Annotated in this window: 16 protein-coding genes; 12 read left to right on the top strand and 4 right to left on the bottom strand. The window is 69.6% G+C overall.

The features are described 5' to 3' along the window. Positions 1 to 280: 280 nt before the first annotated feature. The gene (locus ACFV7R_RS28225) at positions 281 to 1408 is read right to left on the bottom strand and encodes a YeiH family protein (RefSeq protein WP_385268348.1); all 1128 of its coding nucleotides are present in this window, start codon (positions 1406 to 1408) and stop codon (positions 281 to 283) included. A 111-nt stretch (positions 1409 to 1519) separates the two neighbouring features. Between ACFV7R_RS28225 and ACFV7R_RS28220 the strand changes: the two genes are divergently transcribed. After that, positions 1520 to 2470: a LysR substrate-binding domain-containing protein gene (locus ACFV7R_RS28220; RefSeq protein WP_385268346.1), complete on the top strand. Its 951-nt coding sequence runs from the start codon at positions 1520 to 1522 to the stop codon at positions 2468 to 2470. A gap of 257 nt (positions 2471 to 2727) precedes the next feature. On the opposite strand, the gene ACFV7R_RS28215 is transcribed toward ACFV7R_RS28220, so the two are convergent. Then, a complete protein-coding gene (locus ACFV7R_RS28215) occupies positions 2728 to 4812 on the bottom strand; it encodes a SpoIIE family protein phosphatase (RefSeq protein ID WP_385268344.1) in 2085 nt (694 codons plus the stop codon). 199 nt (positions 4813 to 5011) lie between these two features. Between ACFV7R_RS28215 and ACFV7R_RS28210 the strand changes: the two genes are divergently transcribed. The 4 genes from ACFV7R_RS28210 to ACFV7R_RS28195 all read left to right on the top strand — a co-directional run bounded on the left by ACFV7R_RS28210 (position 5012) and on the right by ACFV7R_RS28195 (position 8957). Continuing rightward, complete coding sequence (locus tag ACFV7R_RS28210) at positions 5012 to 5545, top strand: hypothetical protein (protein WP_385268342.1); 534 nt, start codon at positions 5012 to 5014, stop codon at positions 5543 to 5545. A 145-nt stretch (positions 5546 to 5690) separates the two neighbouring features. Then, the gene (locus ACFV7R_RS28205; RefSeq protein WP_385268340.1) at positions 5691 to 6629 is read left to right on the top strand and encodes a hypothetical protein; all 939 of its coding nucleotides are present in this window, start codon (positions 5691 to 5693) and stop codon (positions 6627 to 6629) included. A gap of 20 nt (positions 6630 to 6649) precedes the next feature. Next, positions 6650 to 7984, top strand: coding sequence for a Dyp-type peroxidase (locus ACFV7R_RS28200; protein WP_385268338.1), 1335 nt, complete (start codon positions 6650 to 6652; stop codon positions 7982 to 7984). Between the two features lie 61 nt (positions 7985 to 8045). Next, positions 8046 to 8957, top strand: a complete 912-nt coding sequence (locus ACFV7R_RS28195; RefSeq protein WP_385268336.1) for a bile acid:sodium symporter family protein — start codon at positions 8046 to 8048, stop codon at positions 8955 to 8957. A 20-nt stretch (positions 8958 to 8977) separates the two neighbouring features. Here ACFV7R_RS28195 and ACFV7R_RS28190 read toward each other — a convergent pair whose 3' ends face one another. Together ACFV7R_RS28190 and ACFV7R_RS28185 are read right to left on the bottom strand one after the other, a co-directional pair. Further along, positions 8978 to 10483, bottom strand: coding sequence for a long-chain fatty acid--CoA ligase (locus ACFV7R_RS28190; protein ID WP_385268334.1), 1506 nt, complete (start codon positions 10481 to 10483; stop codon positions 8978 to 8980). 23 nt (positions 10484 to 10506) lie between these two features. After that, positions 10507 to 11616 (bottom strand): TauD/TfdA family dioxygenase, encoded by a 1110-nt coding sequence (locus ACFV7R_RS28185; protein ID WP_385268332.1) that lies wholly within the window; start codon positions 11614 to 11616, stop codon positions 10507 to 10509. A 185-nt stretch (positions 11617 to 11801) separates the two neighbouring features. On the opposite strand from ACFV7R_RS28185, the gene ACFV7R_RS28180 reads away from it, so the two are divergent. From ACFV7R_RS28180 to ACFV7R_RS28150, 7 genes are all read left to right on the top strand, one after another. Further along, on the top strand, positions 11802 to 12824 hold the full coding sequence (locus ACFV7R_RS28180; protein WP_385268330.1) for an AraC family transcriptional regulator: 1023 nt from the start codon (positions 11802 to 11804) through the stop codon (positions 12822 to 12824). A 305-nt stretch (positions 12825 to 13129) separates the two neighbouring features. Then, the gene (locus tag ACFV7R_RS28175; RefSeq protein WP_385268328.1) at positions 13130 to 14188 is read left to right on the top strand and encodes a 3-keto-5-aminohexanoate cleavage protein; all 1059 of its coding nucleotides are present in this window, start codon (positions 13130 to 13132) and stop codon (positions 14186 to 14188) included. Between the two features lie 73 nt (positions 14189 to 14261). Continuing rightward, entirely contained in the window at positions 14262 to 15236 is a 975-nt protein-coding gene (locus ACFV7R_RS28170) for a quinone oxidoreductase family protein (RefSeq protein WP_385268326.1), read from the top strand. Between the two features lie 36 nt (positions 15237 to 15272). Continuing rightward, on the top strand, positions 15273 to 16190 hold the full coding sequence (locus ACFV7R_RS28165) for a TauD/TfdA dioxygenase family protein (RefSeq protein WP_385268324.1): 918 nt from the start codon (positions 15273 to 15275) through the stop codon (positions 16188 to 16190). A gap of 91 nt (positions 16191 to 16281) precedes the next feature. After that, positions 16282 to 17568 (top strand): MFS transporter, encoded by a 1287-nt coding sequence (locus ACFV7R_RS28160; RefSeq protein ID WP_385268322.1) that lies wholly within the window; start codon positions 16282 to 16284, stop codon positions 17566 to 17568. Then, positions 17565 to 18188, top strand: a complete 624-nt coding sequence (locus tag ACFV7R_RS28155) for an RBBP9/YdeN family alpha/beta hydrolase (RefSeq protein ID WP_385268320.1) — start codon at positions 17565 to 17567, stop codon at positions 18186 to 18188. The genes ACFV7R_RS28160 and ACFV7R_RS28155 overlap by 4 nt, the downstream gene beginning before the upstream one ends. Continuing rightward, positions 18185 to 20179 carry an acetoacetate--CoA ligase gene (locus ACFV7R_RS28150; RefSeq protein WP_385268318.1) on the top strand — a complete coding sequence of 665 codons (1995 nt, stop codon included), beginning with the start codon at positions 18185 to 18187 and terminating at the stop codon, positions 20177 to 20179. Before ACFV7R_RS28155 ends, ACFV7R_RS28150 begins: the two co-directional genes overlap by 4 nt. Positions 20180 to 20290 lie beyond the last annotated feature (111 nt).

Here is a 20290-nt window from a genome sequence, read left to right as displayed (position 1 = left end):
AGGCGGGCCCTCATGGCCATCAGCAGGGACCGGCGCGAACGTCCTGGATCAGGGCCGCGCCGGTGGCAGCTCGTACGAGCCGGGGCGTCCCGGGCACCGGACCGACGATGCCAGTGCGCTACCGCCTGCACCGCTCGCATGTGACCGCGACCGACGCGGAAGCGCGCAGAGAGAAGCCGTCCGCAACAGAAGCCGGCAGTGCCGACGCCGCTGCCCTGGCCCGACGCGGCGGTGCACGCCGATGGTCGGGCGACCCTTTCTGCCGTGCTCGGTACGACGGTCACAGATACCGGGCCAGGAACTGGAGGGCCAGGCTGGTGGCGGACACCACCAGCCACAGGCAGCCCCCGAGCAGCAGGGGTGCGGGGCCGGTCCGGCGCAGCCTGGCCGGTTCCGTGGACAGGCCGATCGCGGACAGTGCGACGGTGATCAGGAAGACGGCGAGCGTGCTGAGCGGGCCGTGGGCGCCGGACGGGATCAGGCCGGCGGAGTTCGCGGCGGCCAGGACGAGGAAGCCGACGAGGAACCGCGGCACCAGCCGGCCGACGCGCACCGGGCCCGGGAGAACCCGCTCGGCATCCGCCGCGCCGGCGTCGGCCGGTGCGTCCGCCGTCCGCGCGCGGCGGCGGGCGAGGGCGGCGAGGCCCAGGCAGATCGGGATGATCAGCAGCGTGCGGGCCAGCTTGACCACCACCGCGTAGTCGGCCGCCGGGCCGCCGTAGGTGGCGGCGACGGCGACCACCGACGACATGTCGTTGACCGCGGTGCCGGCGAACAGGCCGAAGGCGTGCTGGTCCATGCCCAGCAGATGCCCGACGGCGGGGAAGGTCAGCACCGCGGCGATGTTGAAGACGAAGATCGTGGAGACGGCATAGGCCACCTCCGCCCCGGCCGCGCCGATGACCGGCGTGACCGCCGCGATCGCGGAGGCGCCGCAGACGCCGGTGCCCACACCGATCAGGGTGCGCAGGTCGCGGACGACACCCAGGCGGCGTCCGATCCCGTACGCCGCCGCCAGGCAGACCGCGAGGGTCACGATCATCACCGGCAGCGAGCCGACACCGACCCGCAGCACCTGGCCCAGGGACAGTTGCGCGCCCAGTACCACCACGGCGGCCTGGAGCACTCCGCGCCCGGCGAAGGTGATGCCGGGACGCATCCGGTGCCCGGGCCGCACCGCGACCGCCACCAGCACCCCGAGCACGATGCCGCTCACCGGCCCGCCGACGACGGGGGCCAGCCGGCCCAGCGCGGTCGCGACGAGGGCGACACCGACGGCGAGGGCGAGTCCGGGCAGCCGGGCGGCAAAGCCGTGGAGCCGGGCGGCGAGGGCGGCGCCGGGCCTTCGGGTGGTGGCAAGGCGGAGCGGGCGGGTGCTCCCTGACCGGGAGAGGCTGGTGTCCTTCATGATCACCACTCTGGGCAGCCCTGCGTTCATCCTGTAGCCCCTGATCCAGCAGGAGGTCATAGCCCAGATGCATGACAGACCCATACGCCGACGCTGTGACACACTCCCTCCATGGCGGATCCCCGTACCGTTCCCCTCCCCCTGCGCACCCCCGACCTGGAGTCGCTGCGGCTCCTCGTGCTCGTGGCCGACCTGGGCAGCCTGGGCCGGGCGGCCGAGCGGCTGCGGATCTCCCAGCCGTCGGCGAGCCGCCGGCTGTCCACGCTGGAACGCGGGCTGGGACTGGTGCTGGTCGACCGGACCCGCCGCGGGTCCCGGCCGACGCTGGCCGGGCAGGTCGTCGCCGGACACGCCCGGCGGGTCCTGGACGAGCTGGACGAGCTGCTCGCCGGAGCCGGCAAGCTGCGCGACCGGCGGGAGGCCGAACTGCGCGTCGCCGCGAGCCTGACGATCGCGGAGTACCTGCTGCCGACCTGGATCAGTAAGCTGCGGGGCCGCCGGCCGGATCTGTACATAGGGCTGCAGGTGACCAACAGTGAACACGTGCCCGAACTGGTCGAGTCGGGCGAGGCCGACATCGGGTTCATCGAGGGGCCGCGCCTCTCCCGTGTGATGTCCACGCGGCAGGTGGCCGAGGACCGGCTCGTCGTTGTGGTCGACCCCGGGCACCCGTGGGCTCGGCGACCCGAGCCGCTGTCGGCGCGGGAGCTGTCCCGTGCGCCGCTGGTGCTGCGGGAAAGCGGTTCCGGCACGCGGCAGACCCTGGACCGCGCCTTGCACCTGGCTGGCTGCGAACGCGTACGGCCCCTGGTGGAGCTCGGCTCGACGGCCGCCGTGCGCGGCGCGGTGATCGCCGGTACCGGGCCGTCCGTCCTGAGCGAGCTGGCCGTCCGCGGGGACATCGCCGAGGGCCGGCTGATCGGCGTCGACGTTGCGGACGTCGACCTTACGCGCGACCTGCGCGCGGTCTGGCCGACCGGGCGGCGTCTGGTGGGCCCGGCGGCGGAACTGGTCACGGTGGCCCGCCGAGCTGTCACCCGCGAGAGGCCGGCCCGCGCGTAGGGCCCGAGGGGACTACGGCGCCTGCCTCGCCGTGCCGCCGCGGCAGGGCGCCCGTGTCCGGGGTCGATATCAACTGCTCCGGCACCGTTGATGGCAAGACGAAGGAAGAAGGGGCACGCCGCCGGTGGCTACAACATGTGCGACGCACAGCTGGATTCCGGTCTGTTCGGCAACTGGGACTGACGGTTTCGGCCGAGCGACGCCTCCTATGGGAATTGGCAGCCCGGCGCAGGCACGGGCCGTCACGCGCACCGAGGTCAGCGGGGCGCTCCTTGTAGTGTCTGCTCGGTCCAGATGGTCTTGCCGTCGGCCGAATAGCGGGCTCCCCAGGTTTGGGCCAGCTGCGCGACGATGAACAGTCCGCGCCCCCCTTCGTCGGTGGTGCGGGCATGCCGGAGGTGCGGTGCCGTAGCGCTTGAGTCACTCACTTCGCAGGTTAGTGCGTGGTCCAAAATCAAACGCAACTCCAGTGGGGGGCTGCCATGACGGACTGCGTTGGTGACCAGTTCGCTGACTATGAGTTCGGTGTTGAACGCGATCTCGTCCCCCACGTTCCAGTCGGCGAGCTGATCGGTGGTGAAGGTGCGAGCCGCTGCGGCAGCGGTGGGTTCGTTGTCCAGTGGCCATGTGGCGACTCGGTCGGCAGGGAATGGGCGTGTGCGGGCCAGCAAGAACACCGCGCCGTTGTCCCCGATGTCGGCCGGGAGGGCACAGAGGATGTCGTCACCCAGCTTCTGAAGCGTGAGATCCGCCGACGCCTGCCCTGCTTTAAGGACGCTGGTGGCGGTTGTCAGGTGTGCGGCCAGCGAAGGGGGACCAGGGAAGGCCATGACGCTGCTGTGCGGTATCTGGATGCTGGTTGCGGCGAAGGGCGCCTGGTCAGCGCTGCCCAGCCGTGGCCCGGGCGACGTCTCGGGCTGGTTGATGGTGCCGTCCGGCTGGGCGATGACAGGCCCTGGGTGGCCGGCCCGCGCGATGGTGCAGCTCCTCGTCAGAGGGTCGTAAACGGCATAGACGCAACTGGCGGTGGCCGGGAGGCGGTCTGGTTTCCTGCTGGTCGGAAGTGATGCCTGCTCGGTCATCAAGCGGGTTGCGGTGTCGTTCAGACGGGCCATGAGGTCTTCGGGGTCCAGATCGAGCGAGGCCAAGGAGTGGATCACGGTGCGCAGTTGGCCCACGACGGCCGTGGCCTGAATGTTGTCTCCGGACACCGATCCGGCGACCAGCGCTGTTCGAGCGCCGGACAAGGCGATGGTGTCGTACCAGGCGTTGCCACCGTCACCGGGACGGGCCATGCCTGTGGTCTCCAGGGCCGTCCGGGAGGCGGCATGCACGGGGACCAGGTGCCGGAGGACTGTCGCGGCGACCGAGTGGTCCCGCGTGTAACGACGAGCGTTTTCGGCGCACAGGGCAGTGTGCCGTGCGATATCGCGGGCCAGCGCAATGTCGTTCTCGTCGTACCGGTTCTCGGTCGTGGTGCGGTAAAGACTCACCAGTCCGAGCACCACGTCCCGGAGCGTGAGAGGAACGACCAGGAGGCTGTGCGCTCGGGATTCGCGGATGGCCCGGCCGCGGGCCGGGTCGGTCTTCAGCCAGGGCCAGTCAGGGGTGAGGTCGACGGCCTGGGGGAGTTGTTCGGCCAGGGCCCGGCTGAAGGGAGTAGGTGCGGGGAGCACTTCGACATGTCCCACGGGGTGAGCCTGTGGCGCATCCTCCCCGGCACTGCTGCGAAAAGCGGCCCGTCTCAGCGTCACACAGCTCGGGAGCGGCGACGGCGGATCGTCGCCACGTATCACGGCCTCCACCAATTCCACGACTGCCACGTCCGCGAATTCCGGAACGACTGCGTCGGCCAGTTCTTGGCAGGTCACCACCATGTCCAGGGAGCGGCCCACCCGCTCCCGCACCGTGTCCAGCATACGCAGTCGGGTCAGAGCCCTTTCCCGGTCGGTCACGTCCACGACCGTGATGCTGGCGCCGAGCACTGCGCCGTCCGGATCCAGGAGACGGAAAGCAGCGAGTTCGTAGAGGCGCTCCTCGCCGTGGTGGGCAGGGGGCCGCGCCCGCAGGATCCGCCCGCGCACCGACACACCGCTTTCCAGGACCTCCCGTACGAGAGTCTCGGCCGCCTCCGGATCGACCACGTAGTGCGATCCGGGGAAAGTGCGTCCGATCACGTCTTCTTCCAGCGTGCCTTGCATGGCCGGCGTGGCGGTGTTGATGCGCACCACCCGCAGGTCGCTGTCAAGCACAGCCAGGCCGATCGGCGCCTGGGTGAACAGTGCGTCGAGCGTCACCGTCCCGACATCCCTCGCGCCTATGCCATCACCGTCTTCGGCCATGGAAGCCACCTCCCCTGCCGTCCGAGGCGGACCGCGGATCCCCGAACCGCTTGGGCTTTCTCCCTCAGGTCTACTCCGACACCGCCGACACGGCGACCCCACCAGATCATGGCCGGCCCTCCTCCGCTCAGCGGGCACGACCAGTGAGCCGGTGGGACGATGACGGTGTCCCGACCGGCAGGTGGCGGGAGGAACGGGCATGGAAATCAAGCCGCAGGCAGTCGTCATCCCCAAGGACACCGGCCATCTGGAGCAGGGGAAGTACGGCCCCGTTTTCCCCAGGACCCCGGCGTGTTATGGGTTCACCATCGTCGCGCGGGTCAAGCCTGGACGGGCAGAGGCGGTGCGGGAGTACGGCTACGCACTGGCCAAGGCGCTGGAGCAAGATCCGTATCTGCTCGCGCCCTTGAAGTTGCACTACCTCCGGTGGGTTCTGTTCGACGACGACACGCGTTTCATGTACCAGGGGATCTTCGACACCGACTTCGACAAGTACACCGAGGACGCGATCGCGCTCTTCGCGAAAGCGGGTGTGAGTACCGTCTTCGAGAATCTCGAGGGGTTTCCCGAGGACTGGCGGACCAACCCCGAGGCGTTCATCCGCTTCGTGCGCGAGCATCACTGTCCGAGCTTCATCGAGTACGGAGAGTACCCCTACGTGACGGCGGACGAAATCAAGAAGGCTCTGCGGGTCAAGGGCGCTCTGTCGGAGATGCTCGACCAGTTGCAGTGAGGGCCGGGGCCGGCCCTGCCGGAGAGTGAATCGCCGCGCAGCGTGCGACCGCGGATCGGAGGCGATCGACATGGGCGAGGTCAGGACCGCGCGCACATACAACCAGAGGCACATCCCACGGGAATGCACCCCCGGTGGGAAACGGGTGAGTATCTACGTCTCGTGGAGTTATCCGGCCGAGTCGGGCCGGTACGCGACGGAGTTGGACAATCGCTTCTCGACCATGACCGAGGTCAGGCGGGTGGCGTGGCCTGCCTATGAGGATCCGAAGTGGTCCGACCCCTATCGGTTCCAGCAGGGCATCGCCGGGGCGTTGGAGCTGTTCTTCTGGGCGTGGGTGCCGTTCCAGGATTTCGTCGAGGAGACCACGGGGCATCCGGTTCCGGTGTACCAGCGCATCGATCAGGCAGGCTTCCACACCCCACTGGACGAGCGGGTCCTGGCGGACACCGATGTCCTGTTCGTCTTCGGGCTGGACCACATGATCACCGAGCAGGACGCGCAGCCGGGCGAGATCGAGGCACTGCGGGCCTTCCTCGTCCGCGAGGACGTCCGCCTGGTGCTCGGCCCCCATCACGACGTCGGTGCATCGGACGATCTGTCCGAGCGGGAGATGGAGTACCGCCACCACGGCGATCCCCTGGTGCCTCGCCAGCAGCGGTTCGCCACCTACGTCAGGGATCTGATGAAGGGTTTGGGCGTTCCGGTGGTGAACCGCTACGGACTGCGTCCCGCGACCGGTGAGGGCAACAAGATCGCTCCGCTGTCCACGGTCGGGGACCTGGACGCCAAGGGGTGGCTGGACGGGGTGACGAACTTCAACTTCCACATGCATCTGCCGCACTATGAGGTGACGACCGACGAGCCGGACGCCATCCATGTTCTGGCGAGGCAGCCGATCGACACGTCCAGGCCGCATCCGTTCACCGAGGCCGGCAACACCGAGTTCAACATGTTCCTGTGGATGCCGCCGAGCGGAGACCGGGCGGGCGACGTGCTGCTGGCGGACTCGACGATCTTCAGTTCCCTGTTCGGGGGTGATGAGAGCCTGCGCAACTTCTGGCGGAACCTCGTCTCGAAGTAGGGCCCGCAAGGAGGTCATCCGTGAGTGAGCCCCTGGAAGCCGAGCTGGAGCTGGACGACATCCAGCGCGGCGTCCTCAGCCCTCGGCCGACCCCTTACGCGGCCGCCTACCTTGCCCTTCGGATCGACGACCGGGACCAGGGGCGGGAGCTGATGCGGCGCATCAGCAGGGCGGTGACCTCCGCCACCGACCAGGTCAGTCCACTCGGGGACACCTGGGTCAGCGCCGCCCTGACCTGTCACGGCCTCAAGGCCCTGGGAGTGCCGTCTGCATCGCTGGACACGTTCGCCTGGGAATTCCGGCAGGGAATGGCTGTCCGTGCCCGAGCACTCGGCGATGTCGGTGACAGTGCCCCGGAGCACTGGGAAGCACCGCTTGGCACCCCCGGCGTCCACGTGGTGATCACCGCCATCGCCCCCGACTCCCTGAGCCTGCAGGCGGCCATCGACCGCGCCCGCCCGGCCTACGACCGCCTCCCCGGCGTTACCGCGATCTGGCGGCAGGACTGCTACGCGCTGCCCACCGAGACCGAGCATTTCGGTTACCGCGACGGAGTCAGCCACCCCGCCGTCGAAGGAAGCGGCATCGCCGGGTCGAACCAACTCGAAGTACCTCTGAAAGCCGGTGAGTTCGTTCTCGGGTACCCCGACGAGCTGGGCGGCACCCAGACCCCGCAGCCGGCCGTGCTGGGGCGCAACGGCAGCTACGCCGTCTTTCGTAAACTCCACCAGAACGTCGCCCAGTTCCGCCGTTACCTGAGGGACAACTCCACTGGGCCCGAAGACCAGGAACTCATCGCCGCGAAGATCATGGGGCGCTGGCGCAGCGGGGCTCCCCTCGCACTCGCCCCCCAGCACGACGATCCGGCGCTCGGTGCCGACCCGCACCGGCGCAACACCTTCCTGTACCAGCGGGACGACCCGATCGGTTTCCACACCCCCGGCGGCTGCCACATCCGCCGGGCCAACCCCCGCGACGCCTCCGTGGCAGGAGAAGTGCGCCTGCACCGCATGATCAGACGCGGCGCCGTCTACGGACCGCCACTGCCGGACGGGGCGCTGGATGACGACGGACTGGACCGCGGCCTGATGTTCGCATTCATCGGCGCACACCTGGGGCGGCAGTTCGAGTTCGTCCAGTCGCAGTGGCTGAACGACAGCGTCTTCTTCGGCGGAGGAGATGGCAAGGACCCCGTGACCGGCTCCCAGGACGGCTCCAGCGGCTTCACCATTCCCCGGCGGCCGCTGCGACGACGCCTTGCCCCGCTGCCCCGGTTCGTCGTCACCCGAGGCGGTGAGTACTGCTTCCTGCCGAGCCTGAGCGCCTTGCGCTGGCTCGGCGATCTTCAGGACTGACAAGCGGTGACGCGCGCTGCGGCAACGCCCGGAGATCTCCGCTCCCCGGAGGGGAAGGCCGATGGACACACTGCACCTGGTGCTCAACGCCGTCACCGTCATCTTCATCATGGCCACGATGTTCGCGGCCGGCCTGGGGGCAACCATCCCCGCACTGCGGGGTGTCTTCAGCAACGTCCCGCTGCTCCTGCTGGCGCTGCTCGCCAACATGGTGATCATCCCGCTGCTCGGCTGGGGCATCGGCACGGTGCTCGGCCTGCCCTCGGCCTCGTTCGTCGCCCTGGTCCTGGTCGCCTCGTCCCCGGGCGGCCCCTTCGGCGCGAAACTGGCCATGGTGCAGAACGGTGATGTCGTCGCGGGCGCGGCGATGCAGGTACTGCTCGCCTCCATCGGCAGCCTCACGTTCGCACCCACGGTCAACGGCATCCTCACCGCCGCCGACATCGGCACCGACGTGTCCCTCGACGTCGGGGCGCTGGTCCGCACCGTGGCGTTGCTCCAGCTCGTGCCGTTCGCCATCGGCCTGCTCATGCGCCGCTACGCCATGCCCACGGCGCAGTCATGGCATCCCACGGCAGCCGCAGTCTCCAACATCACCTTTCTGATCGTGCTGGCGGGCATGCTGCTCGGCAACTGGCGAGCAGTCGTCGAGCTCTTCGGCTCCCTCTCCCTGCTCGCCGGCTTCCTGCTCGCGGCCGCCGCCTTCGGCGTCGGTACCTTGCTGGCCACAGGCCCGCCGGTGCGCCGCACCACCATGGGTGGCGTCGCTTCGGTACGTAACGCGGGTCCCGCGCTGGCCGCGATCGGGCTCGCGTTCGACAACCAGACCGCCGTGCTGGGGGCGCTGGCAGCGGTCCTGCTCAGCGGACTGGCCGCGGCCCTGCCGATCGCCACGCTCCTCAGCCGCCGACGCCAAACCCCGGCGCCGCCTGGCACCGACCACGGCACGCCGCCGGCCCGTACCCGCCCTTGAGCTTTGCCGAGGCGTGAGGCTCACCAGCGGACCGACGGCGGCGGGACGGTGATCTCCCGCTTGAGGATCTTGCCGGTGGGGCCCTTGGGGAGCTCGGCGGTGAGGGCGACGATGCGCGGATACCTGTAGGCCGCGACACGTTCCTTGACGTAGTCACGGATCTCCTCCGGCGTCGCCTCCTCGCCGGTCCTCAGCACGACGACCGCAGCGACTTCCTCGCCGTGCACCGCGTCCGGAACTCCCACGACAGCGGCCTCGGCGATCGCGGGGTGTCCGTACAGCACCTCCTCGATCTCCCGCGGGTACACGTTGTAGCCGCCCCGGATGATGAGGTCCTTCTTCCGGTCGACGATGAAGTAGAAGCCGTCCTCGTCGACGCGTGCCAGGTCGCCGGTGTGGAACCAGCCGTCGCGGAAGGCTTGGGTGCTTGCGTGGGGGTTGTTGAAGTAGCCCTTCATCACGTTCTCACCGCGGATGGCGATCTCGCCGACCGCGCCGGGCTCCACGGTGGTCCCGTCGTCCGCGACGAGTTTCATCTCGACTCCCCGCACGGGTGTGCCGATCGAGCCAGCCTTGCGCGGGCGGTCCGGGTGGTTGAATGCGGCCACCGGAGAGGTCTCCGACAAGCCGTAGCCCTCCAGCACGGTCGCCCCGAAGGTCCGCTCGAAGCTGTGCAGCACCTGGACCGGCAGGGCGGCACCACCCGACACCGCGAGCCGGAGCCGGGATGCGTCAGGCCCGTCGGAGCGTCGGGCCTGCAGAAGGGCGGAGTACATCGTCGGCACGCCGAGGAAGACGGTGACCTCGTCGCGGCGCATGACGTCCAGAGCCCGTCCCGCATCGAACCGGGGCAGCAGCGTGAGCGTCGCGCCGGCCGCCACGGAGGCGTTCATGGCGCAGGTCTGCCCGAAGGCGTGGAACAGTGGGAGACCGCCAAACAGGACGTCTTCCGGACCGAGCAGCAGCAGTGTCTGCGCGGTCGTGGCCGTGTTGGTCAGCAGGTTGCGGTGGGTCAGTTCGGCTCCCTTGGGCGTGCCGGTAGTGCCCGATGTGTACAGGATCAGGGCGGTGTTGTTGTCGGCCCGTTCGACGACGCCGGCCACGGGCTGGGCAGCGAGCAGCAGCGCGTCGAAGGCGTCGGAATCCGTGACCAGGCACGCCGCTCCGGTCTCGGCGGCTGCCTTTGCGACCTCCTCGGCGCACATCGGATGGGCCAGCGCCATCCGGGCCCCCGAGTCGCGGAGCACGAAAGCTGCCTCACGGGCCTTGAGCAGCGGGTTCATCGGTACCACCACGCCACCGGCCCGCAGGATGCCGTAGTACACGACCGGGAAGAGCGGCACATTGGGCATGGTCATCGTGACCGCGTCGCCCGGCCGGACACCCCGGTCGTGCAGAACACCGGCGAGCCGGGCACTCGCCTCGTCGAGCTGCTCGTACGTCAGGGCGGTGTCGTCGTGGCGCACGGCGATGTGCGCTCCATGCACAGCCGCGGAGTTCACCAGGAGCGTGGCGAGATTGCTCATGACCGTCGTGTCCTCGATTCGTCTCAGTGGGTGCACAGCGGCGGACAGCCGCAGCCGGGGCGTGCCCTGCGCAGGCTCCGGGGGCGGATGACGTCGCGTGGGGTGACCCCGGCGCGTGTCGTAGGGCGGAAGTGTGCTCCGGCCGCCTGATCGGCCGAGTCGGCGTCCCCGTGGCGGGCCAGCCACAGACGCAGCAGGTGGCGTTTCTGCTCCGCGGCGTCGAAGTCCTCGTACGCCGAGCGGGCGTGCAGCACCACATGATTGTCGAGCAGCAGCAGATCACCGGGCTGGAGATCCAGTTCAAGTCGGACGGCGGGCGAGGCGGCCGTCGTCTCGATGAAGTCGTACAGTTCCTTGTCGGCGGCCCGGGCGCCGTCCTGCCCATCCCCGCGGGCAGTGCGTGCTCCGCTGCTCAGGCGGGCGCGGTCGTATCGCATGCTGGGCCTGTCGCCGTGCCGGGTGACCAGAGGGGAGGCCAGGCCAGCCCCCTCGCCGGACGCCCGCTCCTCCTGGCGGTCGAAGAGGTGGGTGCGGTACAGGCGCGCGACGAGATCCGGGCGGAATTCGACCACGGCGTTGTGCACGGCAGCGGCACTGGCGAGGAGCGTACGGCCGCCCGAGCGCGCCGGCCGCAGGCACAGCAGGCCGAGCAGGTCCGACTCGGCGGTATGGAACGGCAGCGCCGCCCGGGTCAGGCACGCCGGCGGTGCCGGGTCGTCCTGCGTCGGGCCGGCGTCCCGAATGTGGCAGAGGGTGCGGCCGTCTGCGGTCTGCGGGACGGGCCTGCCGAGGTACTGGCCGATGCCGCGCAGCACGGCGCTCGCTTCAGCCTCCCCGAGCAGATCCGCCGGGATGCCCTTGATCAGGAGGAAGCCCCGCCCTTCGGACAGTGTTCTCGCAGCGCGCTTCAGCTCGGCGGCGAGTGTGGGCAGCGGGAAGTCGGCGACGGTCATCCGCAGCAGGGTGGCGGCGCGAGCGCGGGCGGTGTGCAGTGCCGTATGCAATTCCTCACGGGTCTCGGCGGACAGACTCAGAACCCAGTCGTCATGGCCCGCCAGGTCGGGTCCGTACCAAAGGGCGGGGCCCGTGAACGGTTCGGTCGGCACCGTCGGCGTGTGTGGGGTTTCGGCCATGGTCGCCTCCGCGAGGTCTGATGAGCCGGGCAGTTTCTTCCGGCGGTGCGATGGCCGGGCGGCACGGCCGCCGCACCGCCGCACGGGCCGCGTTGAACGGGGATGCTACGTATCACCCGCTCCCCACGCTTGACGTGCGGGGACGAGAAACTTAACTTCTGGGGACCTGCCCCTGGAGCGTGCCCATGAGGCCCCTTGCCCGCACCGCCGCGCTGAACGGCTACGTCGAGCTGAGCCGATCTCTCGGTCTCGATCCCCGCGCCCTGATGAAGGGCGTCGGCCTGGACACCGCGGACCTGGCCGTGCAGGACCGGTGGATCTCCGGCACGGCAGTGGTCAGACTGCTGGAGCTGTCGGCCGCCGCGTCCGGTCGCGAGGACTTCGGTCTGCTTCTGACCGAGCGGCGGCGCTTCTCCAACCTCGGCCCCATCAGCCTGCTCGTCCGTGAAGAGCCCGACGTGCGCAGTGCCTTGGCCCTGTTGATCCGTCATCAGCACACGTACAACGAGGTCCTGCACGCGCGGCTCTCGGAAGGCAACGGGGTGGCCACGCTGAAGGTGGACCTCCGGCTCGGCGAACCGCAGCCGGCCCGTCAGGGCACGGAGCTCGCCGTGGGCGCGTTCCACCGCGTTCTGTGCGGCTTCCTCGGCCCGCACTGGCGCCCCTCGTCGGTCTGCTTCGCCCACCCGGCGCCGCGGGACACCGCAGGCCACCGTCGCCTGTTCGGGCCCTCGGTGGAGTTCGACCGCGACTTCAACGGCATCGTCTTCTACGCCGAGGACCTGGACGCCCCCAACGCCATGGCCGACGCCCAGTTGCGCAGCTACACCCGGCAGTACTTCGAGCCCATCGCGGCCCCCAGGGAAGCATCCGAGGTGGACCGGGTACGCGACCTCATCGAGGCGCTGCTGCCGACCGGGCGATGCTCCATCGAGCAGATCGCACGCAGCCTCGGCGTCGACCGGCGCACTGTTCACCGCCATCTGGCCCGCTCCGGAGAGACGTTCTCCTCGCTGCTCCATTCGACCCGCACGGCGCTCGCGGAGCAGTTCGTCGCCAACCCCAACCGTTCCTTGACCGAAGTCTCCACGCTGCTGGGGTTCTCGTCGCTGAGTGCGTTCTCCCGCTGGTTCCACGAGCACTTCGGCACCGGTCCGCGGGAGTGGCGCAAGAGCCGGGGCGGCCCGGCAGTGCCCGGCGGAAACTGAGCCCGCAGGACGCACGCCGGCCGTGGCACGAGTGGGCCCGGCCATATGTCCCCGATTGGCAAGTCACCTGTCACCACAGGCAAAGCGGCCGCGTGCCGCCCGCCCTACCTTGGCACCACCGCACAGGCGGTCGGCCTCCGGAGGGAGCGCTCCGCAGCTCCCCTGAGGGCGCACTCCCTCCGGATCGGCCCGCAACCACTGTGCCCGTTGTTGCCATCGGCCCCGACTTCCGCCGTCGCAGGACCTGTCGTCGCGTCCACTGCCCGCTCCGTGACGCGATCACCCCTACGCCAAGGAGAAGCCCCGTGCACTTCCACGACGACTCCCTCTTCCCGGAGAACCAGGAGAAGCTGGTGATCCAGGCCGCGCCGTACGGCCCCGAGTGGCTTCCCGGGGACGCGGACGACCTGCCCCTGACCATGGACGAGCACGTACAGGCGGCCGTCGACTGCTACAACGCCGGCGCGACGGTGCTCCACATCCATGTGCGTGAGCTCGACGGCAAGGGCTCCAAGCGGATGTCGATGTTCAACGAGCTGCTCGGGCGGCTGCGCGAGGCCGTTCCGGACATGGTGCTCCAGATCGGCGGGTCGATCTCCTTCGCCCCCGAGGGCGAGGGCGGCGACGCCAAGTGGCTCGCCTACGACACCCGCCACCTGCTCGCCGAACTCACCCCGGCGCCGGACCAGGTGACGATCGCGATCAACACCAGCCAGATGAACATCGTCGAGATCATGACCGACGACGACCTTCAGGGCACGTCGATCGCGAAGCCGGACTACTACCGGGCCTACCGCGACATGGTCGTGGAGGCCGGTCCGGAGTTCTACCTGGAGCACCTCAAGCGCCTGCACGCCAACGGTATCCAGCCGCACTTCCAGCTCGCCCATCTGGCCCAGCTGGAGACCGTGGAGCGGCTGATCCGCGCGGGCATCCACACCGGTCCGCTGATCCTCAACTACGTGGCCATCGGCGGCGGTTTCGCCGGTCGGCACCCCGCCGATCTGATCGAGTTCATCCGCCGCGTGCCGGACGGTGCCGTCCTGACCATCGAGAGCTCCATGCGCGCCGTGGCCCCGATGAACGCGGTCGCCATCGCCCTCGGCCAGCATGTGCGCGTCGGCAACGAGGACAACCTCTGGCGTGCCAAGGGCGAGCGGATGTCCTCCGTGGCCCAGGTCGAGCAGATGGTGCGGATCTCCGAGGCGCTCGGCCGCGAGATCGCCACCGGAGCCGACGCCAAGCGGATCTACAAGATCGGCGAGTACTACGCGGATGCCGACGAGACCCTCGCCCGGCTCGGCATGGTGCCCAACCGCCGCCCGGGACAGCGCGGCTTCATGCTGCGCGACGTCACGGCCTGACCCATGCCCGGTGTGCAGGGCCCGGCCCCGCACGCAGGCAACACCCACCCGCGCCAATCCTTCGGAGCACTCTGTGGCACACGCCGTCCGCTTCTACGAAACCGGTGGCCCCGACGTCCTGAAGTGGGAGGAGGTCGCCGTCGGCGATCCCGGCCCCGGCGAGGTGCGGATCCGGCACGAGGCCGTCGGCCTCAACTTCGCCGACACGTACTTCCGCAGCGGGCTCTATCCGGTCCGCCTGCCCGACGGCATCGGTGTCGAGGCCGCGGGCGTGGTGGAGGCGGTGGGCGAAGGCGTCACCGACGTCGCCGAGGGCGACCGGGTGACGTACACCGGAAGTCCGCTCGGTGCCTACAGCACGGAGCGGGTCATGCCCGCCTCGCATCTGATCAGGCTGCCCCCGGAGATCAGCTGTGAGACGGCGGCCGCGATGACCATGCGCGGTCTGACCGCGGCCTATCTGCTGCGCAGGATCCATCCGCTGAAGCCCGGCGACACCGTGCTGCTGCACGCCGCCGCGGGCGGGGTGGGCCTGATCGTGTGCCAGTGGGCCGCACTGCTCGGCATCCGTGTGATCGGAACGGTGTCCAGCGAGGAGAAGGCTGACATCGCCCGAGCACACGGATGCGAGCACGTCATCCGCTACCGGCACGAGAACGTGGCCGACCGGGTCCGCGAGCTGACCAGCGGCGCGGGCGTCCCGGTCGTGTTCGACAGCGTGGGCAAGGACACCTTCGCAGGCTCGTTGGCCTCGCTGTCCCGCCGCGGGCTCCTCGTGTGCTTCGGTACCGCCTCCGGCCCCGTGCCGCCGATCGACGCGATGCAACTCGCCGTCCACGGATCGCTGTTCGTCACCCGTCCCGCCTTGGCCGACTACATAGCCGACCCCGCCGAGCGCGCCGCGCTGGCCGGCGAGCTGTTCGAGCACGTCGCTGCCGGGCGCATCAAGATCGAAATCAATCAGCGCTACGCCCTCGAGGACGCGGAGCAGGCGCACCGCGACCTGGAAGCCGGCCGGACCACGGGGTCCTCCGTCTTCGTCCTGTGAGGGCGCACCTCTTTCCATCCCAGGGAGTGAGCACTCATGCCAGACACCCTCTCGTCCTCGCGGCAGGCCCCGGCCCTGGTACGCCCGAGCGCACGCCGCACCTCCCTCACGGCCGAGCCGCTGACCTGCACCATAGGAGCCGAGGTCAGCGGTGTGAGCCTGGCCGACGCGGCCCGTGACGACGACCTTTTCACCGAGATCAAGAACTTGCTGCTGCGGTACAAGGTCCTCTTCCTGCGGGACCAGGACATCTCGCGTGCCGACCACGTCGCGTTCGCCTCGCGCTTCGGCCCACTGGAGGACCACCCCGTCGCCGGCAGCGACCCGGAACACCCCGGACTGGTCCGGATCTACAAGGAGCTGGACAGCCCGCCGGAGCACTACGAGAACGCTCTGCACACGGACGGCACCTGGCGGGTGAACCCGTCGATGGGCGCCGTACTGCGCTGCGTCGAGTCGCCCGCGGTCGGCGGCGACACGATCTGGGTGAACATGGCCGAGGCTTACCGTCGGCTCCCCGAGCACATCAAGACCCGGATCGAGGGGCTGCGCGCCCGGCACAGCATCGAGGCCACCTTCGGCGCCGTCATGCCCGAGGAACAGCGCCACGCACTGAAGGAGCGGTTTCCGGACGCCGAGCACCCGGTCGTGCGCACCCACCCCGAGACGGGCGAGAAGATCCTCTTCGTCAACGCGTTCGCGACGCACTTCGTCAACTACCACACGCCCGAGAACGTGCGTTTCGGCCAGGACTACGCACCGGGCGCGAGCCAGCTGCTCACCTATCTGATCAGCCAGGCAGCGATCCCCGAGTACCAGGTGCGCTGGCGCTGGAGCCCCAACAGCGTGGCCATCTGGGACAACCGCTCCACCCAGCACTACGCCGTCCAGGACTACTGGCCCGCCGTCCGCAAGATGGAGCGCGCCGGAATCGTGGGCGACAGACCGTTCTGACCCTCCCTTTCAAGCAGTCGAGGTGATGACAATGGAGTTTCACAACACTGCGCAGTACACGGCCCCGACATCGTCCGCGTCGGAGTGGCCCGTGTCCAAAGGCTATGCCTGGACGGTCTTCGCACTCGGCTTCGGCCTGCTGCTGTCCGACTACATGTCCCGCCAGGTCCTCAACGCCGTCTTCCCGATGCTGAAGGCCGAGTGGCTGCTGTCCGACGCCGCCCTGGGCTCGCTCAGCGGCATCGTGCCCCTGGCGGTCGGCGTGCTCACCTTCCCCATGTCCCTCATGGCCGACCGATGGGGGAGGGTCCGGAGTCTGCTGCTCGCCGCCACGATGTGGAGCCTTGCCACCCTGGGGTGCGCCGTATCGGCGAGTTACGGCGAGATGTTCGTCGGCCGACTCTTCGTCGGCATCGGCGAGGCGGCGTACGGCAGTGTGGGCATCGCCGTGGTCCTCAGCATCTTCCCGGTCACCCTGCGGGCCACCCTCTCCGGTGCCTTCATCGCCGGCGGCGCCTTCGGCTCGGTGCTGGGCGTCGTCGTCGGCGGCGCCGTGGCCCAAGCGGCCGGTTGGCGCTGGGCGTTCGCCGTAATGGGGATCTTCGGTCTGGTGCTCGCCGCCGTGTACGCGGTCGTGGTCAAGGAGAGCAGGTTGGCGCCCCGCGGACGCTCCTCCGACGGCGAGGACGGTGCGGAAGCACGCGACCGGCTGCGCACTCACCTGCCCCGCCTCTTCTCGTCCGTCTCGGTCATCAGCGCCTATGTCGGCAGCGGACTGCAACTGTTCATCGCCGGCGCGCTGTTGTCCTGGCTGCCCAGCTTCTTCAACCGCTACTACCACATGGCCCCGGCCGAGGCGGGCGGGGCCGCCGGTGGCTTCGCCATGATCATCGGCTTGGGGATGATCTTCGGGGGTGTGGCCTCCGACCGCATCAGCTCCACCGCCCCCATCCGCAAATGGGCCGTCGCGGTCGGCTGCAGCATCGGCGCGCTCCTCCTGCTGACCCTCACCTTCCAACTACCCACCGGACCAGCGCAGTTGCTAGCCCTGGCCGTCGGTTGCCTGCTGTCGGCCGGTTCCGCCGGACCCGCGGCAGCCATGGTGGCGAACCTGACCCCCGCCTCCATCGCGGCGACCGCGTTCGCCACCCTCACCCTGGCCAACAGTTTGCTCGGGCTGGCCCCCGGCCCCGCGATCACGGGCGCGCTGGCCGACCGCTTCGGCCTGCTGGGCGCCCTGCGCATTGTGCCCCTCGTCGCGGTCGTGGCCACACTGGCCTTCCTGGTCGGCAGGCACTGGTACGAACGCGACCTCCTCCGCATCGCTGACCTCACCACGAAGGCGGAGCCCAAGCACACCTCGGAGATCCCCTCATGAGCGCCACCGCGGAACCCACCGTGGTCATCGTCCCCGGTCTGCGCGACCACGTCGCGGACCACTGGCAGACCGTGCTGGCGGAACGTCTCGCCGAGGCCGGACGAGTCGTCCGTACCGTTCCCCCAGTGGCCAAGCAACGACTCAGCCTGGACGCCCAAGTCGGCAACCTGGCCGCGACGCTGGCGTCCCTGGACAGGCCGGTCCTGCTGGTCGCCCACAGCGCCGGAGTCATCACCACGGTGCACTGGGCCCGCCGCCACCGAGCCGACGTGCGCGGCGCGCTGCTCGCCACGCCGGCGGACCTCGAGACACCACTGCCGGACGGCTACCCCACCCCCGCCGAACTGGCGGAGCACGGCTGGATCCCTGTCCCCCGCCTGCCGCTGCCCTTCCCCAGCCTCGTCGCCGCCAGCGCCGACGACCCGCTGGGCGCACCCGAACACGTTGCCGAGCTGGCCCGGAGCTGGGGCAGCCGCCTCCTGGAGCTGGGCGCGGTCGGCCACCTCAACCCGGCCTCGGGATACGGCGAGTGGCCCGAGGCCGAGGAACTGATCCGCGTGCTGGAGTCCGACTCCGGCCGCGCACCGCTCGGGGCGACGCCCACCGGAGGGTACACATGAGGCCGGACACCGAACTGCTGTGGACACCGGGGCGCCGCGAACTGGAGGACTCCAACGTCGCGGTGTTCATGGAATGGCTGGAGGAGACCCGCGGTCTGAGCTTCGCCGGCTACGCGGAGCTGTGGCGGTGGAGCTCCACCGATCTGGCGGGCTTCTGGTCGGCGGTGTGGGAGTACTACGGGCTGGACACCGTCACGGCATACGACGATGTGCTGGGCGACGCCACCATGCCGGGCGCCCGCTGGTTCACCGGCGCCCGGCTGAACTTCGCCGAACGGTGCCTGGCCCAGGCCACCGACGCGCGTCCGGCCCTGGTGAGCGTGACCGAGGGCGGGGAACCCGTCGAGACGTCGTGGGCGCAGCTGCACCGCGAGGTCGCCGACGTATCGGCCGCCCTCCGGCGCATGGGCGTGAAGCCCGGCGACTGTGTCGCCGGCTACCTCACCAACCTGCCGCAGGCGGTGGTGGCACTGCTGGCCACCGCGGCGATCGGTGCCGTGTGGACGGCCTGCTCACCCGACTTCGGCACGCCTAGCGTTCTCGCCCGGCTGACGCAGGCCCGGCCGACGGTCCTCGTCGCCGCGGACGGCTACCGCTACGGGGGCAAGGAGCACGACAAACGGACCACGATCACCGAACTTCTGGACGGGCTGCCGACCGTCCGTCACTTCCTCGCCGTCGACAACCTCTTCCCACCACAGACGGACGCGTGGTCCGTACGATCCGACGTCACCGTGCACGCATGGTCTGCGCTGCCGTCCACCGACCAGGCACCGGACTTCTCCGACGTACCCTTCGACCACCCGCTCTGGATCCTTTGGTCGTCGGGAACCACCGGCGTCCCGAAGGGCATCGTGCAGAGCCACGGCGGCATCGTGGTGGAACTGCTGAAGGCGCTCGGGCTCGGTGTCGACCTGCGCCCCGAGGACCGGTACCTGTTCGTCACCTCCACCAGCTGGATGGTGTGGAACTTCCTGGTCGGCGGTCTGCTGCACGGCAGCACGATCGTCCTCTACGACGGCAGCCCCACCTTTCCCGACGCCGCCGGCGCCTGGCGCGTCGCCGAACGGACCAGAGCGACGATGGTCGGGGTGGGCGCAGCCTATCTCGCGGCCGTGGAGAAGTCCGGCCTGCATCCGGCAGCAGACCTCGACCTCGATGCCGTCCGCTCGGTCCTGCAGACAGGCTCGGCCATGGCTCCGAGCACCTGGCGGTGGGTCCACGACCGGCTTACTCCCGGCGTGTGGCTGCAGTCGATCTGCGGCGGAACCGACGTCTGCTCCGTGCTCGCGGGCGGCTCCCCGCTCCTCCCGGTGCGCGTAGGGCGCATTCAGTGCCCGGCACTCGGCGTGGCCCTGGCCGCGTGGGACGAGAGGGGACGGCCTTTGACCGGCGAGCAGGGAGAGCTGGTGGTGACCGCCCCACTGCCGTCCATGCCACTGCACTTCGTCAACGACCCCGGTGACACACGTTACCGGGCCAGCTACTTCGACACCTATCCAGGCGTCTGGCGGCACGGTGACTGGGTGACCATGGATACGGACCTGTCGGTCGTCGTGTCCGGCCGGTCCGATTCCACGCTCAATCGCATGGGGTTGCGGATGGGCTCGGCCGACATCTACGCCGTGGTGGAGCAGCTGCCCGGCATCTCGGACAGCCTCGTCGTCGGCGTCGAGCAGGCCGACGGCGGATACTTCATGCCACTCTTCGTCGTGACCGATGATTGCGCGGAAAGCGACGACGGCCTGCGGGAGCGGATCACAGCGGCCATAAGACAGCAGCTTTCCCCGCGCCACGTGCCCGACGTGATCGCGCGAGTGCCCGCCCTGCCCCGCACGCTGACCGGGAAGAAGCTCGAGGTGCCGGTCAAACGGATTCTGCAAGGCGCCCGCGTGGCCGGCGTCACCGGTCCTGGAGCCATCACCAATGGCCACATGCTGGACTGGTTCGCGGAATTCCGAGCACGGACGAACTCGAGCGGGAACATGTGAGGCAAGACGTAATGATCGGGCACATCAATGGCCTCACGTGACCGACCTGGCGCACCCTCAGACGAGTCAGCAAGCGGTCAGCATCCGTTCCTGAACAGAGGTCGCCCCACC

The organism is Streptomyces sp. NPDC059866 (genome assembly GCF_042731325.1).
GTDB lineage: Bacteria > Actinomycetota > Actinomycetes > Streptomycetales > Streptomycetaceae > Streptomyces > Streptomyces flavusporus.
This window is presented reverse-complemented; position numbering and strand designations above follow the sequence as displayed.

What these genes read in the sequence shown, in the direction of transcription:
- ACFV7R_RS28215 (WP_385268344.1), bottom strand. Translation starts at nt 4,812, where the DNA reads ATGGCCGAAGACGGTGATGGCATAGGCGCGAGGGATGTCGGGACGGTG.
- ACFV7R_RS28225 (WP_385268348.1), bottom strand. Translation starts at nt 1,408, where the DNA reads ATGAAGGACACCAGCCTCTCCCGGTCAGGGAGCACCCGCCCGCTCCGC.
- ACFV7R_RS28180 (WP_385268330.1), top strand. Translation starts at nt 11,802, where the DNA reads ATGAGGCCCCTTGCCCGCACCGCCGCGCTGAACGGCTACGTCGAGCTG.
- ACFV7R_RS28210 (WP_385268342.1), top strand. Translation starts at nt 5,012, where the DNA reads ATGGAAATCAAGCCGCAGGCAGTCGTCATCCCCAAGGACACCGGCCAT.
- ACFV7R_RS28185 (WP_385268332.1), bottom strand. Translation starts at nt 11,616, where the DNA reads ATGGCCGAAACCCCACACACGCCGACGGTGCCGACCGAACCGTTCACG.
- ACFV7R_RS28155 (WP_385268320.1), top strand. Translation starts at nt 17,565, where the DNA reads ATGAGCGCCACCGCGGAACCCACCGTGGTCATCGTCCCCGGTCTGCGC.
- ACFV7R_RS28150 (WP_385268318.1), top strand. Translation starts at nt 18,185, where the DNA reads ATGAGGCCGGACACCGAACTGCTGTGGACACCGGGGCGCCGCGAACTG.
- ACFV7R_RS28165 (WP_385268324.1), top strand. Translation starts at nt 15,273, where the DNA reads ATGCCAGACACCCTCTCGTCCTCGCGGCAGGCCCCGGCCCTGGTACGC.
- ACFV7R_RS28195 (WP_385268336.1), top strand. Translation starts at nt 8,046, where the DNA reads ATGGACACACTGCACCTGGTGCTCAACGCCGTCACCGTCATCTTCATC.
- ACFV7R_RS28220 (WP_385268346.1), top strand. Translation starts at nt 1,520, where the DNA reads ATGGCGGATCCCCGTACCGTTCCCCTCCCCCTGCGCACCCCCGACCTG.
- ACFV7R_RS28190 (WP_385268334.1), bottom strand. Translation starts at nt 10,483, where the DNA reads ATGAGCAATCTCGCCACGCTCCTGGTGAACTCCGCGGCTGTGCATGGA.